This is a genomic window from Azomonas macrocytogenes, assembly GCF_014191985.1.
Lineage (GTDB): Bacteria > Pseudomonadota > Gammaproteobacteria > Pseudomonadales > Pseudomonadaceae > Azomonas > Azomonas macrocytogenes.
Genome location: NZ_JACHXI010000012.1, coordinates 74,342 through 88,318 on the forward strand (window position 1 = coordinate 74,342; position 13,977 = coordinate 88,318).

A 13,977-nucleotide genomic window follows, 5' to 3' on the forward strand; every position below is an offset into this window, starting at 1 on the left:
GCCTCTCTGGCTGTTTTTGCAGCATCCTGCTGCAAACAGCCGGCTCTGCGAGGCAAAGCATGGATTCGATTACCCAGGCGGCACTGGGCGCCTGCGTGCAAGGTGCACTGCTCGGTCGCTGGCAAGGGCGCAAGGCTCTGCTCTACGGCGCCCTGCTCGGCACCCTGCCGGACCTGGATGTATTGATCGATTACGGCGACGCGGTGGCGAACATGACCCTGCACCGCAGCTTCAGTCACTCACTGCTGGTCACCAGCGGCGCGGCCGCCGTACTGGCCTGGTTGGTCCGCCGCTTCCGCCCCCACCCCGACTACTCGGCCTGGCGCCTGTTCGCCACTCTGTGGCTGGTACTGGTCACCCACATCCTGCTGGATGCCTTCACCGGCTATGGCACCCAGCTACTGTGGCCACTGCACAGGACGCCAGTGGCCTGGTCTACCCTCTTCATCGTCGACCCGCTCTATACTCTGCCCCTGCTGGCGGTGCTGGTCATCGGGCTGATCAAGGGTCAGCGCCAGCATCTATATAGCGTAGCGCTGATGCTCTCCAGCCTGTATCTAGCCTTTACCGTCGTCGGCAAGTTCATGGTCGAACAACGGGTCGAACAGATGCTGGCCAGCCACGACCTCCACCCCCAGGCGGTCTTCAGTACGCCCACGCCCTTCAACAGCCTGCTGTGGCGCGTGGTATTGGTGGATGGCGACGATTATCACGAAGCCCTGATCGGCTGGTTCGACAACAGTCCGCCACAATCAGTGCGCCTTCCCCGAGGTACCCAACTGGCCGCTGCGCTGGCAGACTCGCCGCAACATGCGCAGCTGCGCTGGTTCACCAGTGATCTGCTGCGCTACGACGAGATCAAGGGCCAACTGGTGGTCACCGACCTGCGCCTGGGCATGACCGGCTTCCATCCCTTCCGGTTTCCTCTGGCAGATCGCCACAATGAATACTGGCAGCTCATCCCACACTCCGAACGCCTGCCCTTTGGACACGTCGATCCACTCCGATTGAAGCTGCTCTGGACACGAATCTGGAATCAGGACCAATCATTGCCACTGACCGAATGGGCAGCCGACCTGCATCATTGAAGGCAGAAACATTGTGATCGAATAAAGATACTTGCCGGTTCACCGATTTCTCCCCGCGCGGCGTTGGCAGGTTTTCAGTAGACCATTACATAATGCTACTTCATATAAGATAGGACAGGGATCATTCGTAGTTCACCTTATCGAGCTGCACTACATATAAACATTCACATACAAATAAATTACCGAAAAACTTATAAACACTATCGTGACAACCAATAAATTGTTTCTTTAACTTACTTACAACAATCAAAAGAAACAAATGTTACATATTGATCGCCACCGAACCATTAAAAACAAAACCACATTACCTTAGAATCAATCCCGCCATTAAAAGACAACAACCATTCATCCTGGGAATGCCAGAACAATCACAATATATCTAAGGTTTTTACTTTTGGAGGTATTCATGAGGAAAGCAATATTTATAGCTATATTCACCTGTCTCCCTGCTTTTGTATTTGCATCTACACCAATAGCGGAAGATGAATTCGAAGAGCATGTAAACCTCAAGCGCTACAAATACGGCATGAAACTGGACATCAAACGTGTCATTTCCGTTTCCGAGACCCCCAGTGCCTGTCATCCTGGCCCCAAATGGATGGTATACGAGGACTCGACAGGCGAGCGGCATACTCTGGAATACATGGTCATGGGAGATGGCTGCAACGGTTAATTAACATCTTATTACAATGTACTGGATATTAGCCATTATAGAACCAGTATAAAGGCAAGTTCAACTCAGACCATGCTGGGAATTTTCAATATTAATCTAGATCTTTAAATTACCTGCAATTTTATTGCAGCCAGCGAGACGTAATAACTCGCAGCAGAGCATTTATCTAATAATAAGGAGTATAAAATGCTCGAAATTTCTATTACTCGAGGCTTGCTTCTAGCAGGCCTGAGTACACCTTTTTTCGTTCCCACCCCTTCTTTCGCCGACTTCTTCGAAGACAGCAAGGCAACCCTTGAGCTTCGAAACTTCTACTTCAATCGCGACTTTCGTCAAGACACTGCAGCTCAGTCCTATACGGAAGAGTGGGCCCAAGGTTTCAAGCTGCGCTACGAGTCCGGCTTTACCGAAGGCACAGTAGGATTCGGGTTGGATGTCATCGGCCTGCTGGGCGTCAAGCTCGATACCGGTCGGGGCCGGGCCGGCGTTGGCCTGCTCAATGTGCACAATGATGGCGATGTTCCCAGCGACTACGGCAAGATCGGCCCGACCTTCAAGATGCGCTTCTCCAACTCAGTCCTGCGCTATGGCACTTTGACTCCCCGAATACCGACCGTCATGACCCACGACCTGCGACTGCTGACCCAGATCTTCCGCGGCACCCAGCTGACCTCAGAGGAAATAGAGGGTCTGACCCTGAACATCGGGCGCCTGACGCGTAACAGCCAACGGAACTGGAGCGCCAGTGAAAAGATAACGTCAACCAACCGGGGCATGACTGGACTGAAGGAAACCGACAAGTTCGATTTTGCCGGTATGACCTATCAATGGACCAAGAACCTGACCACCGGCTACAACTACGCCAATCTGGATGACAATTACCACCAGCATTTCTTTACCTTGACGCATACATTGCCGATCACCGAAGGCCAGTCCGTCAAGACAGACCTGCGCTTCTCTCGCTCCAGCGACGATGGTGACAGCAACGTGGATAACCGGACCATGAGCGCCATGTTCACCTATCGCCTCCAAGGACATGCTTTCGGCCTGGCTTATCAGAAGCTGACCGGCGCTACCGGATTCCCCTTTATCGCCGGTAGCGACCCCTATGTGCCCAACTATTTCCTGACCACCGACTTCACCAGCCCGAATGAAAGATCATGGCAACTTCGTTATGACTACAACTTCGCCGCCGTCGGTATTCCCGGTCTGACCTTCATGACCCGCTACGCCAGAGGGGACAACTTTAGACGGGCCGATGGCTCCAACGGCCGGGAATGGGCACGCGACATGGACCTTGGCTACGTCATTCAAACAGGCCCGCTCAAAAATCTCGGCCTGCTATGGCGTAACGGAATCCTGCGAAACAATGGCAATGGCGTTGATATAAACGAAGACCGTTTGATCATCAGTTACACCATCCCTCTATTGTAAAACCCACCGGCTTTTCATTTACCCTGCGAAAATCTCGGTTTTCGCAGGGTTCCCTCGAGTTTCTGCTTCTTCACCAATCAATGCTGCAAATGGCCGTAGAGGCTGGCATATACCCCGCCACCGGCGATCAGCTGCCGATGCTCGCCTTGCTCGACGATGCAACCGCCATCGAATACCAGTACGCGGTCGGCCTGTTTCACGGCGGACAGGCGGTGGGCGATGATCAGGGTTGTACGACCTTCGAGAAAACGGTCGAGCGCCCGGTGCAGGCTATGCTCGGTAGCCGCGTCGAGGGCCGAGGTCGCCTCATCGAGGATAACCACCTTGGGTTCAGCCAAGACCATCCGGGCCACCGCCAGGCGTTGCCGCTGGCCACCGGAAAGGCGCACGCCGGAGCGCCCAACCACGCTGTCCAGCCCGTTCGGCAACTGGCGAATGGTCTCCGCCAACTGAGCGGTTTCCAACGCTCGCCAGCACTCGTCGTCGCTACGCTCGCGGCCCAGGGTAAGGTTGGCGCGAACCGTATTGTTGAACAATGCCGGATGCTGCAACACCACGGCCACATGATCGCGCAGGGTTTCCAGGCCGATATCCTGCAAGGGCACACCGCCGAAACGGATTTCCCCCGCACTGGCCTGGTACAGGCCGAGCAATAGCTGGATCAGCGTACTCTTGCCACCACCGCTGGTACCAACGATGGCAACCTTTTCTCCCGGTGCAATGGTCAGATCCAGCCCTTCCAGCACGGGCTCGTCATGGTAGGAAAAATACAGGTCGCGAACTTCGATACCCACCGTCCGTTGGCCCTCGAACGGATCTTGCGTGCCCGCATATTGCGGTTCGTCGCGGCGTGACAGGAGCTGGTTGATCCGCCCCAGCGCCCCACCGGCTGCGTAGAAGGCGTATTGCAGGTTAAGCAATTGCTCCACCGGGCTAATCATGAACCAGAGATAGCTGAACACCGCCAGCATCTGGCCGATGGAGAGATCGGAAAACAACACCGTGAGCATTGCGGCGGCCCGGAAGAAATCGATACCGAGCTGGAACAGCATGCCGCTGGCCCGGCTGGCCGCATCGGTACGCCACTCGGAAGCCACCGCGCGATCACGTACCTCCCGGGCGCGCAGACCAAGCTGGCCGAGAAAGAAGCCCTGGCGATTACCGGCACGAACTTCCTGGATGGCATCGAGGGTTTCGGTGAGGGCCTGGGTAAAGTGCGCGGTACTGTCGTTTTCCAGTCTCTTCAGATGCTTGACGCGCTTGCCCAGTTGCACCGTGGAATAAATCACCAACGGATTGAACAAGAGGATCAACAGCGCGAGTTGCCAGTGCATCCAAATCAGGATCGCCGAGGTGCCGAGTAGTGACAGCAGCGCGACCAGAAAACGACTCAGGGTATCGCCGATGAACTTGTCCAGCGTATCCAGATCGGTGACCAGATGCGCGGCCACCGTACCACTGCCCAGGCTCTCGTACTCGCTGATAGCAATACGCTTGAGTCGCTCGATCAAACGTATGCGAATGCGATAGACCACATCCTTGGACAAGCGCGCAAACAAGCGCGCCTGCAATACATTGAACCAGAGCGCCGCGCAGCGCAGCAGCAGGGTAAGCACCAGCATCAGCCCGATATAGCCGATGGCGCTCTGCCAGGTCAGTGGCAAAAACCGATCCATGACCCGTAGCGCAGTATCACTTTTTTGCAGCAATACCTCGTCCACCAGCAAAGGCAGCAGCAACGGGATCGGCACACTGCACAGGGTGGCCAGTACCGCGACGAGATTGGCAAAGATCAGTGCCTTGCGATGACGCAGCGCCAGTCGCCGGATTTCCGCCCAGCCAAGCTGGTCAGTCATGAGCCAGGTTCTCCAGCCAGCGGCCAAGCAAGGGCGCCAGCTTCTCCAGCGGCTGATAGCCGTTGGTCAACAGGGACAGCAAGCCGTTGCGTTCAGCCAGCAGTGTAGGAAAGCCGGTTACACCCAGGTTCTGCGCCCAGGAGATTTCGGCCATGGTTGCCTCGCGCATCAGCCTACCATCGAAGCGCCTGGCAAAGATCTTCGGATCGAGCCCCACTCGCGCGGCCAGCTCCACCAGTACCGCCGGACGCGTCACATCGCGGCCTTCGCAGTAAAAGGCGCGCTGGATCAGCTGCGCCAGCGGCCAGGCGGATTCGGTATCGGTCTCGCGCGCCACCACCAGGGCCCGACAGGCCGGCTCGGTATCATAGGCAAACCCGGCCGGCAAGCCGTTCTGGAAATCGAATTCCTGGCCAGTGGCGGCCTGTACGGCCTGCCAGTAACCGAAGATCCGCTCGCGCCCGGTCGCATCCAGAATGTCCCGTTCGCTGCGCAGCCCGCCCACCACCAGATGCAGATCAACTCCCGCCGACTCCGTCTGCTCCAACAGAGCGCGCAGAACCGGCGTGAACCCCCAGCACCAGGAACACATGGGGTCCATTACATAAACCAGGCGGGATGCCATGGGTATTCTCCCGAAAATTGAGACGCCTTGGCGTCGGGATACCTTGCCGTTACCGGAACTCCAGGAACGACGAACCAATCGGCAATGGCTGCTTCGTCCGGGCACGTGATAACGCAAGACGCGCCGGAAAAGCGAAGCCTCATGCAAGCGATTCGACAGAAAACAGCAATATAAATAAACAGGCAGGCACCAACCGGTGGTGTACCGGCCAGCCATACCAGGAAGAACAATTCCGACGCCAAGCCAGATGCCGGACAGCCGACCTCAGTGGCCGACACCTGCGCAATTGGGAGAAGCTGGCACCCCTTGCTTCTCGGTCCACTCACCGGGCGTATAAGTATGCAACGCCAGGGCGCGCAACTGCCCCATCATGTCGCCCAGCACGGCGTACACCTTTTGGTGACGCTTGACTGCACTCAGCCCGGCGAACTCCTCACTGACCACAATGGCCTTGTAGTGCGATTCGTTACCATGCTTGTGCATGTGGCTTTCGTTCAACACGTCGAGATGCAGCGGTTGCAGGTTCTGCAACGCCGAAACGATCTGCTCCTGTCTGGACATACATGCCTCCGGCTACAAGCCAATCAAGCGATTATTTTTTCGGGGTATTGCCGAGCTCGTTGGTCATTTCGGCCAGGAGCTTGTTTACCTCGGGAACCGCAGCCTCCAGGCTGGCCTGCGCCATCTGGGCAGAGCGGCGATTCAGCTCCGGCAGTTTCGCCAGCATCTTGCTGCCCAGCGCAGACTCGTAGAATTCGACCATGCCCTTGAGCTCCTGCTCGGTGAACTCCTTCTTATAGAGCGCCACCAGCTCCGGCTTGAGCTCGTTCCAGCCGATGGCCCGATCCAGGACAGTATTGGCCTTGGCCTGGTAACGCTCCAGTACGGCCTTGCGGCTCTGCGGCGCCTTGGCGTCGGCGAAACGCTGGGCAAACATCTGCTGGACCTGAGCATAGACCGGTACGGCCAGGCGGTCGGCATGGGTCAGTTCGAGCAACCGCTCCGCGTTGTCCGCCCGGGCCGCAGCACCGGCCTGCAAAGTGAACAAAGCCAGCAGCATGACGCTCGAAAATTTCTGGATGAAAGACATTATTGGATCCTGCACTTAAGGTCCGGCCATTTTGCCCATGCAACTCCCATGGCTCAAGGAAAGCACGACGATACAGCACATCGTCGGCATTTCCTTTTCCCGGCCACCACCATTTCAGACTGGACTAAAAAACAAATAACAATCATTCTCACCCCATCATCCCACTCACGCTGAACCAGCATGGAGAGGTAACCCGCAATGACACGTACCGAAACCGATAGCATTGGTCCGATCGAAGTCCCCGAGCAAGCCTACTGGGGAGCCCAGACGCAACGTTCGCTGCTCAACTTCGTCATCGGCGACCAGCACATGCCGCTCGAAGTCGTCCACGCACTGGTCCTGATCAAGAAGGCCGCCGCCCGGGTCAACAACCGCATCGGCGCATTGCCGCCCGACATCACCAATCTGATCGAGCAATCGGCTGACGAGATCCTCGCCGGCAAGCACGACGACCAGTTCCCGCTGGTGGTCTGGCAGACCGGCAGCGGCACCCAGAGCAACATGAACGCCAACGAAGTGATCGCCGGCCGGGCCAATGAACTGTCCGGCGGCCAGCGCGGCGGCAAGACCCCGGTACACCCCAACGACCATGTCAACCGCTCGCAAAGCTCCAACGATTGTTTTCCTACCGCCATGCATATCGCCGCCGCACGTGCAGTGACCGAGAAACTGCTGCCGGCCATCGCCGAGCTGTCCGGTGGTCTGGCGGAAAAGGCCGCGCGTTACGGCAGCCTGGTGAAAACCGGCCGCACGCACATGATGGATGCCACGCCCATCACCTTCGGCCAGGAGCTTTCCGCCTTCGTTGCCCAACTCGATTACGCCGAGCGCGCCATTCGCCAGGCCCTGCCCTTCGTTTATGAACTGGCCCAGGGTGGCACGGCCGTCGGCACCGGGCTCAACGCCCCACAGGGCTTCGCCGAAGCGATCGCGGCGGAAATCGCCACGCTGACCGGCCTACCTTTTGTTTCGGCGCCGAACAAGTTCGCCGCGCTGACCGGCCACGAGCCGCTGGCCAACCTTTCCGGCGCGCTGAAAACCCTGGCCACCACGTTGATGAAACTGGCCAACGACCTGCGCCTGCTCGGCTCCGGCCCGCGTGCGGGTTTTGCCGAAGTGCGCCTGCCAGCCAACGAGCCGGGTAGCTCGATCATGCCGGGCAAGGTCAATCCGACCCAGTGTGAAGCGCTGTCCATGCTGGCCTGCCAGGTATTCGGCAACGATGTGGCCCTGACCTTCGCCGCCAGTCAGGGTCAATTGCAGTTGAACGTCTACAAACCGGTAATCATCCACAACCTGCTGCAAAGCATCCGCCTGCTGGCCGATGGTTGCAGCAACTTCAACACCCACTGCGTGGCCGGGCTCGAGCCGGATGCCGATCGTATGGCCGAGCACCTGGAGCGTGGCCTGATGCTGGTTACCGCACTAAACCCGCATATCGGCTACGACAAGGCAGCAGAAATCGCCAAGAAAGCCTACAAGGAAAACAAGACCCTGCGCGAAGCGGCCCTGGAGCTGAAGTACCTGACCGACGATCAGTTCAACCAGTGGGTGCGCCCGGAAGACATGCTGGAAGCCGGCAAGGCCGGATAAAAACGTTGCAGGCTGGACGACGAGAACCGACTTGTCGTCCAGTCCCCAGCGGCGTCAATCCTTCTCGAAGGCCTTTTCCAGCGCATCGTTGATGGTGCGCAGCACCTTCACCCGGGCAAAGTGCTTGTCGTTCGCCTCGACCAGCGTCCAGGGCGCGAAGCTGGTGCTGGTACGGTCGACCATATCCCCTACTGCATCCACGTACTGATCCCACTTCTCGCGATTACGCCAGTCGTCCTCGGTGATCTTGAAGCGCTTGAATGGCGTATTTTCGCGCGCCTTGAAGCGCTCGTACTGGGTCTGCTTGTCGATGGCCAGCCAGAACTTCACCAACACGATGCCGGAACGCGTGAGGGTCTCCTCGAAATCATTGATTTCCGCATAGGCACGCAACCAGTCGGCAGGCTCGGCGAAGCCTTCGACGCGTTCCACCAGTACCCGCCCGTACCAGGAACGGTCGAAGATGGTAAAACGACCGAGCGCCGGAACATGACGCCAAAAGCGCCAGAGATAAGGCTGCGCAAGCTCCTCGTCGGTCGGCACACCGATCGGCACGATCCGATACTGGCGCGGATCGAGAGCGGCCGCCACACGGCGGATGGTACTGCCCTTGCCGGCGGCGTCGTTGCCTTCGAACGCCGCGACCAGGGCGTGCTTACGCATATGCTTGTGCCGCAATAACATCGATAAGCGCGCCTGTTCGGCCGTCAACTGCTCCACATAGGCTTTCTTATCGATGGCCTGGCTCAGATCCAGACTCTCCAGCAGCTTGCAATTATTCGAGGTGTCTACCAGCGGCGCGGCATGCGGCTGCAGCAGGCGTCGGGTATTGACCTTCAGCGCCGCCTGCAGGCCATCGAGCAATATGCGTCCCACGGTCAGGCTGCGATAACGATGATCGGAACCTTCGATGACATACCAGGGCGAGAAATTGCGGCTGGAACGCTGCACGACCCGTTCACCATAACGCACGAAGCGGTCGTAGGTTTTCGATTGCTGCCAGTCGAGCGGGCTGATTTTCCAACTGTGCAGCGGATCGTTCTTCAATTCCTTGAGCCGTGCCTTCATCCGCTTCTTGGAGAGATGAAACCAGAACTTGAAAATCAGGCCACCCTCGTCGCAGAGCATCTGCTCCATGGCCAGGGCATAATCGATGGACTGGTCCAACTCGGTATCGTCAAGCTGGCCATCCACCCGACGGTGCAGCATCTGGCTGTACCAGTTGCCGAAGAAGATGCCGATTTTCCCCTTGGGGGGTAATTCCCGCCAGTAACGCCAGGCCGGAGGATGTGCCAGCTCCTCGTCGCTCGGCCAGTCGAAGGTGCGCACGACGATCATCCGTGGGTCCATCCATTCGTTGAGCAGCTTGACTGTCTCACCCTTACCGGCGCCCTCTATGCCATTGATCAGAATCAGCACCGGAAAGCGGCTCTGGGATTTCAGCTCGTACTGCGCCTGCAGCAGCGCTTCACGCAGGGCTGGCACCTGTTCTTCAAAGGTCTGCTTGTCGATGGTTTGGCCGAGCTCGGCGGATTCGAACATCGATATCTCCTACAGGGGGAATTTCCGAGAAGTGCGCACGTTTTGCCATCGCTACAATACCGCCCGGCTCTAACAGGCCCATTTTTAACGCAGTATTGGCAATGCAGGGAGTTTTTCAACCACCTGCCAAGAGAGGCGCTGATGATCGATATTCATGCCCAACTCGACTGGGATGCCCAAGGCCAGCCGCTGTCGCGGCAATTCGGCGACGTGTATTTCTCGCGTGACGATGGCCTTGGCGAAACCCGCCATGTGTTTCTGGTCGGCAACGACCTGGGCAAGCGCTTTGCCGCCCTGGCAGCGGGCGAATGCCTGACAATCGGCGAAACCGGTTTCGGCACTGGAATGAATTTTTTCTGCGCCTGGCAACTGTTTGAGCAAACCGCCCCCGACACTGCCCGGTTGCATTTCGTCAGTGTGGAAAAATACCCACTGGCACCAGGCGATCTGCACCGTGCGCTGGCGTTATGGCCGGAACTGGCACCCTGGTCCGGGCAATTGCTGGAACAGTACGTGGCACTCCACCCGGGTTTCCAGCGCCTGGTTTTCGCCAACGGCCGGGTGCTGCTTACCCTACTGGTGGGCGATGCACTGGAACTGCTGCCGCAGCTCGATGCGCGGATCGACGCCTGGTTCCTCGACGGTTTCGCCCCGGCGAAGAATCCTCAGATGTGGACGCCGGAGTTATTCGGTGAAGTGGCCCGGCTCTCCGCTCCCGGGGCAACGCTAGGCACCTTCACCAGTGCCGGCTTCGTCCGCCGCGGCTTGATCGATGCGGGGTTCGAGATGCAACGTGTGCCTGGCTATGGGCGCAAGCGGGAAATCCTGCGCGGCCAGTTCATTGGCAAGCCCTCGACCACAGACAGCCCTTGGTATGCCCACCCAGGCTTTCGTCCCGGCAAGCGCGAAGCCGTAGTGATCGGTGCCGGGCTGGCCGGTTGTGCCACGGCGGCGAGCCTGGCCGCACGTGGTTGGCAGGTGCGCCTGCTGGAACGGCATGGCGAAGTGGCCCAGGAAGGCTCGGGCAACCCGCAAGGCGTGCTCTATCTCAAACTCTCGGCGCACGGCACCGCTCTATCGCAATTGGTGGTGAGCGGCTTCGGACATACCCGACGCCTGTTGCGGCATTTGCCGGAAGGCCAGGACTGGTCAGCCTGCGGTGTGCTGCAAGTGGCTTTCGATGCCAGGGAGGCCAAACGCCAACAGCAACTGGCCAAGGCCTTCACGCCGACACTGCTGCATGTTCTTGAACAGCAACAGGCAGAGCACTTGGCAGGTATCGCCTTGCCCGCCGGCGGTCTGTTCTTTCCCGAAGCCGGCTGGCTGCATCCCCCGGCCCTGTGCCGCTGGCTCGCCACTCGGCCCGGGATAGAACTGTTGCGCCATCACCAGGCGCTCGAACTGCAGCGCAACGCCGATGGCTGGCAGGTCCTGAACGGTGGCACCCTGCTGGCCGAAGCGCCGGTCGTGGTGCTGGCTGGAGCCGGCGATACGCTGACTTTTGCACAAAGCGCCTGGCTGCCGTTGAAGCGCATCCGTGGTCAGATCAGCCGTCTGCCGGCAACGGCCACGAGCCGTACACTCGCCACGGTGGTCTGTGCGCAAGGTTACGTCGCGCCCGCACGCGGGGATGAACACACGCTCGGTGCCAGCTTTGCGTTCCATGCTGAAAACCTGGAGCCCAGCGCCACCGAACATGGTGACAACCTGGACATGCTGGCAGCGATTTCCAGCGATCTCTATCAACGTTTCGATGCCGGGCAATTGCAGCCGGACGAACTTGCCGGCCGTGCCGCTTTCCGCTGTACCAGCCCCGACTACCTGCCGCTGGTCGGCCCGCTGGCCGACGCCGCAGCTTTTGCCACGATTTATGCGCCGCTGCGCAAGGATGCCCGCCTGCGCCCGGACAGCCCCTGCCCTTGGCTCGACGGCCTCTACGTCAACACTGGCCACGGCTCGCGCGGATTGATCAGCGCCCCGCTGGCTGGCGAACTCCTGGCCGCCTGGCTGGAAAACGAGCCGCTACCCGTGCCACGCAGCGTCGCCGAAGCCTGCCATCCAAATCGTTTCCTGCTGCGCCGGATCATTCGCGGTAACGACCGCCAGGGCCAATCTTCAGCGAATGCATGACCATTACCTGGAGACTGTCCTTATCCGGTAACGCAATCGAAGGAATATGGGCTGACAGGTCCCGAGATGAGCAGCCTTTTTTTACTGCGCGCGGCTTCGCCGATCAGAAAAAGCTGAACTCATCCTTGCGACTGTCAGTCACACCCATGCATTCGTTATCCGGTAAGTAATCATGTGCGGTATAGCAGGAGAGCTACGTTTCGATAGTCAACCGGCCAGCCTGGCAGCGGTTGAACGCATTACCCACCATATGACGGCCCGTGGCCCAGACGCCTGCGGTTTCCATAGTCAGGGCCCCATCGCTCTCGGCCATCGGCGGCTGAAAATCATGGATCTGGACGAGGCCTCCGGCCAACCCATGGTCGATTCGAGCCTCGGTCTGTCGATGGTGTTCAACGGCGCCATCTATAACTACCCCGAATTGCGCACGGAGCTGGAAGGCCTGGGTTACCGCTTCTTCTCCGACGGCGATACCGAAGTGCTGCTCAAGGCCTACCATGCCTGGCGCGAGGCCATGTTGCCACGTCTGAACGGCATGTTCGCCTTCGCTATCTGGGAGCGTGATACCCAGCAGTTGTTCATTGCCCGCGACCGTCTCGGCGTCAAACCGCTGTATCTGTCGCGCACCGACCGACGCCTGCGCTTTGCCTCTACCCTGCCGGCGCTACTGCAAGGCGGTGACATCCGGAACGAACTGAACCCGGTCGCACTCAACCATTACATGAGCTTTCATGCGGTAGTACCGGCCCCGGATACACTGATCGCCGGCATAGAAAAATTGCCTCCGGCCACCTGGATGCGTTGCGACAGCCAGGGTACGCATACCCAGCAGCGCTGGTGGCAATTGACCTACGGTGCCCGTGAAGAAGAACAGAATTACCGCTTCGAAGACTGGCAGGAGCGCACCTTGCAGACCCTGCGCGAAGCCGTGGCGATCCGCCAGCGGGCGGCCGTGGATGTCGGTGTGCTGCTGTCCGGTGGGGTTGATTCCAGCCTGTTGGTCGGCCTGTTGCGCGAAGCCGGTGCCGCAGACAATCTGCTGACTTTTTCCATCGGCTTCCAGGATGCAGGGGGCGAGCGTGGCGATGAATTTCATTATTCGGACCTGATCGCCCGTCACTATGGAACCCGCCACCACCAACTGCGCATCCAGGAAAGCGAAATCCTTCAACAGCTGCCAGCCGCGTTCCGGGCCATGAGCGAGCCGATGGTCAGTCACGACTGCATCGCCTTCTATCTGCTGTCGCGGGAAGTCGCCAAACACTGCAAGGTGGTGCAGAGCGGCCAGGGTGCCGATGAACTCTTTGCCGGTTATCACTGGTACCCGAAAGTGGACGGTGCCGACGATCCCGTCGGCGCCTACCTGGCCGCCTTTCGTGATCGCACCTACGAGGAATATGCCGCGACCGTCCAGGAACAATGGATTCGTGGTGATTTCTCCGGCGACTTCGTGCGCCGGCATTTCGCCGAGCCTGGCGCCACTGCCGCCGTAGATAAGGCATTGCGCCTGGATAGCACGGTGATGCTGGTGGACGATCCGGTCAAGCGCGTGGACAACATGACCATGGCCTGGAGCCTGGAAGCGCGCACCCCGTTCCTCGACTACCGCGTCGCCGAACTGTCGGCGCGTATTCCAGCCCATTTCAAGTTGCCCGGCGATGGCAAGTACGTGCTCAAGGAAGCCGCACGCCAGGTCATTCCGGCTGAAGTCATCGACCGACCGAAGGGCTATTTCCCGGTGCCGGGCCTCAAGCATCTACAGGGTGAGACGCTGGAATGGATCAAGCAGCTACTGACCGATTCGAGCCAGGATCGCGGCCTGTACAACCCGCAAATGCTCGACCGGCTGCTTTGCGACCCGCAAGACCAGTTGACCCCGCTGCGAGGTTCCAAGCTCTGGCAATTGGCCGCACTCAATCTCTGGCTAAGCGAACAAGGCCTCTAGG

The 13,977-nt window shown here is 59.0% G+C and carries 11 protein-coding genes; 6 read left to right on the plus strand and 5 right to left on the minus strand.

Features of this window, described 5'->3' with window-relative positions; all coding sequences use genetic code 11:
• The first annotated feature begins 59 nt into the window (after positions 1 to 59).
• From FHR87_RS12195 to FHR87_RS12205, 3 genes are all read left to right on the plus strand, one after another.
• On the plus strand, positions 60 to 1,088 hold the full coding sequence (locus tag FHR87_RS12195) for a metal-dependent hydrolase (protein ID WP_183167000.1): 1,029 nt from the start codon (positions 60 to 62) through the stop codon (positions 1,086 to 1,088).
• Between the two features lie 406 nt (positions 1,089 to 1,494).
• A complete protein-coding gene (locus FHR87_RS12200) occupies positions 1,495 to 1,761 on the plus strand; it encodes a DUF2790 domain-containing protein (protein WP_183167001.1) in 267 nt (88 codons plus the stop codon).
• Positions 1,762 to 1,947: 186 nt separating this feature from the next.
• A complete protein-coding gene (locus FHR87_RS12205) occupies positions 1,948 to 3,195 on the plus strand; it encodes an OprD family porin (RefSeq protein WP_183167002.1) in 1,248 nt (415 codons plus the stop codon).
• Between the two features lie 77 nt (positions 3,196 to 3,272).
• Here the strand turns inward: FHR87_RS12205 and FHR87_RS12210 are convergent, their stop codons facing one another.
• The 4 genes from FHR87_RS12210 to FHR87_RS12225 all read right to left on the minus strand — a co-directional run bounded on the left by FHR87_RS12210 (position 3,273) and on the right by FHR87_RS12225 (position 6,766).
• Complete coding sequence (locus FHR87_RS12210) at positions 3,273 to 5,051, minus strand: ABC transporter ATP-binding protein (RefSeq protein ID WP_183167003.1); 1,779 nt, start codon at positions 5,049 to 5,051, stop codon at positions 3,273 to 3,275.
• Positions 5,044 to 5,676: a DsbA family protein gene (locus tag FHR87_RS12215; RefSeq protein WP_183167004.1), complete on the minus strand. Its 633-nt coding sequence runs from the start codon at positions 5,674 to 5,676 to the stop codon at positions 5,044 to 5,046. Before FHR87_RS12215 ends, FHR87_RS12210 begins: the two co-directional genes overlap by 8 nt.
• Positions 5,677 to 5,940: 264 nt before the next feature.
• On the minus strand, positions 5,941 to 6,237 hold the full coding sequence (locus FHR87_RS12220; protein ID WP_183167005.1) for a BolA family protein: 297 nt from the start codon (positions 6,235 to 6,237) through the stop codon (positions 5,941 to 5,943).
• Between the two features lie 31 nt (positions 6,238 to 6,268).
• Positions 6,269 to 6,766 carry a DUF2059 domain-containing protein gene (locus tag FHR87_RS12225; RefSeq protein ID WP_183167006.1) on the minus strand — a complete coding sequence of 166 codons (498 nt, stop codon included), beginning with the start codon at positions 6,764 to 6,766 and terminating at the stop codon, positions 6,269 to 6,271.
• 198 nt (positions 6,767 to 6,964) lie between these two features.
• Here FHR87_RS12225 and FHR87_RS12230 point away from each other — a divergent pair, with 198 nt between their 5' ends.
• On the plus strand, positions 6,965 to 8,359 hold the full coding sequence (locus FHR87_RS12230; protein WP_183167007.1) for a class II fumarate hydratase: 1,395 nt from the start codon (positions 6,965 to 6,967) through the stop codon (positions 8,357 to 8,359).
• A 54-nt stretch (positions 8,360 to 8,413) separates the two neighbouring features.
• Here FHR87_RS12230 and pap read toward each other — a convergent pair whose 3' ends face one another.
• Positions 8,414 to 9,901: a polyphosphate:AMP phosphotransferase gene (gene pap / locus FHR87_RS12235; RefSeq protein WP_183167008.1), complete on the minus strand. Its 1,488-nt coding sequence runs from the start codon at positions 9,899 to 9,901 to the stop codon at positions 8,414 to 8,416.
• 141 nt (positions 9,902 to 10,042) lie between these two features.
• On the opposite strand from pap, the gene mnmC reads away from it, so the two are divergent.
• Positions 10,043 to 12,031, plus strand: coding sequence for a bifunctional tRNA (5-methylaminomethyl-2-thiouridine)(34)-methyltransferase MnmC2/FAD-dependent 5-carboxymethylaminomethyl-2-thiouridine(34) oxidoreductase MnmC1 (gene mnmC, locus FHR87_RS12240; protein WP_183167009.1), 1,989 nt, complete (start codon positions 10,043 to 10,045; stop codon positions 12,029 to 12,031).
• Positions 12,032 to 12,203: 172 nt separating this feature from the next.
• Positions 12,204 to 13,976: an N-acetylglutaminylglutamine amidotransferase gene (locus FHR87_RS12245; RefSeq protein ID WP_183167010.1), complete on the plus strand. Its 1,773-nt coding sequence runs from the start codon at positions 12,204 to 12,206 to the stop codon at positions 13,974 to 13,976.
• Position 13,977: the final 1 nt, after the last annotated feature.

Bases quoted from the DNA above. Each gene is read 5' to 3' on its own strand.
- FHR87_RS12195 (WP_183167000.1), top strand. From the start codon at position 60: ATGGATTCGATTACCCAGGCGGCACTGGGCGCCTGCGTGCAAGGTGCA.
- FHR87_RS12200 (WP_183167001.1), top strand. From the start codon at position 1,495: ATGAGGAAAGCAATATTTATAGCTATATTCACCTGTCTCCCTGCTTTT.
- FHR87_RS12205 (WP_183167002.1), top strand. From the start codon at position 1,948: ATGCTCGAAATTTCTATTACTCGAGGCTTGCTTCTAGCAGGCCTGAGT.
- FHR87_RS12210 (WP_183167003.1), bottom strand. From the start codon at position 5,051: ATGACTGACCAGCTTGGCTGGGCGGAAATCCGGCGACTGGCGCTGCGT.
- FHR87_RS12215 (WP_183167004.1), bottom strand. From the start codon at position 5,676: ATGGCATCCCGCCTGGTTTATGTAATGGACCCCATGTGTTCCTGGTGC.
- FHR87_RS12220 (WP_183167005.1), bottom strand. From the start codon at position 6,237: ATGTCCAGACAGGAGCAGATCGTTTCGGCGTTGCAGAACCTGCAACCG.
- FHR87_RS12225 (WP_183167006.1), bottom strand. From the start codon at position 6,766: ATGTCTTTCATCCAGAAATTTTCGAGCGTCATGCTGCTGGCTTTGTTC.
- FHR87_RS12230 (WP_183167007.1), top strand. From the start codon at position 6,965: ATGACACGTACCGAAACCGATAGCATTGGTCCGATCGAAGTCCCCGAG.
- pap (WP_183167008.1), bottom strand. From the start codon at position 9,901: ATGTTCGAATCCGCCGAGCTCGGCCAAACCATCGACAAGCAGACCTTT.
- mnmC (WP_183167009.1), top strand. From the start codon at position 10,043: ATGATCGATATTCATGCCCAACTCGACTGGGATGCCCAAGGCCAGCCG.
- FHR87_RS12245 (WP_183167010.1), top strand. From the start codon at position 12,204: ATGTGCGGTATAGCAGGAGAGCTACGTTTCGATAGTCAACCGGCCAGC.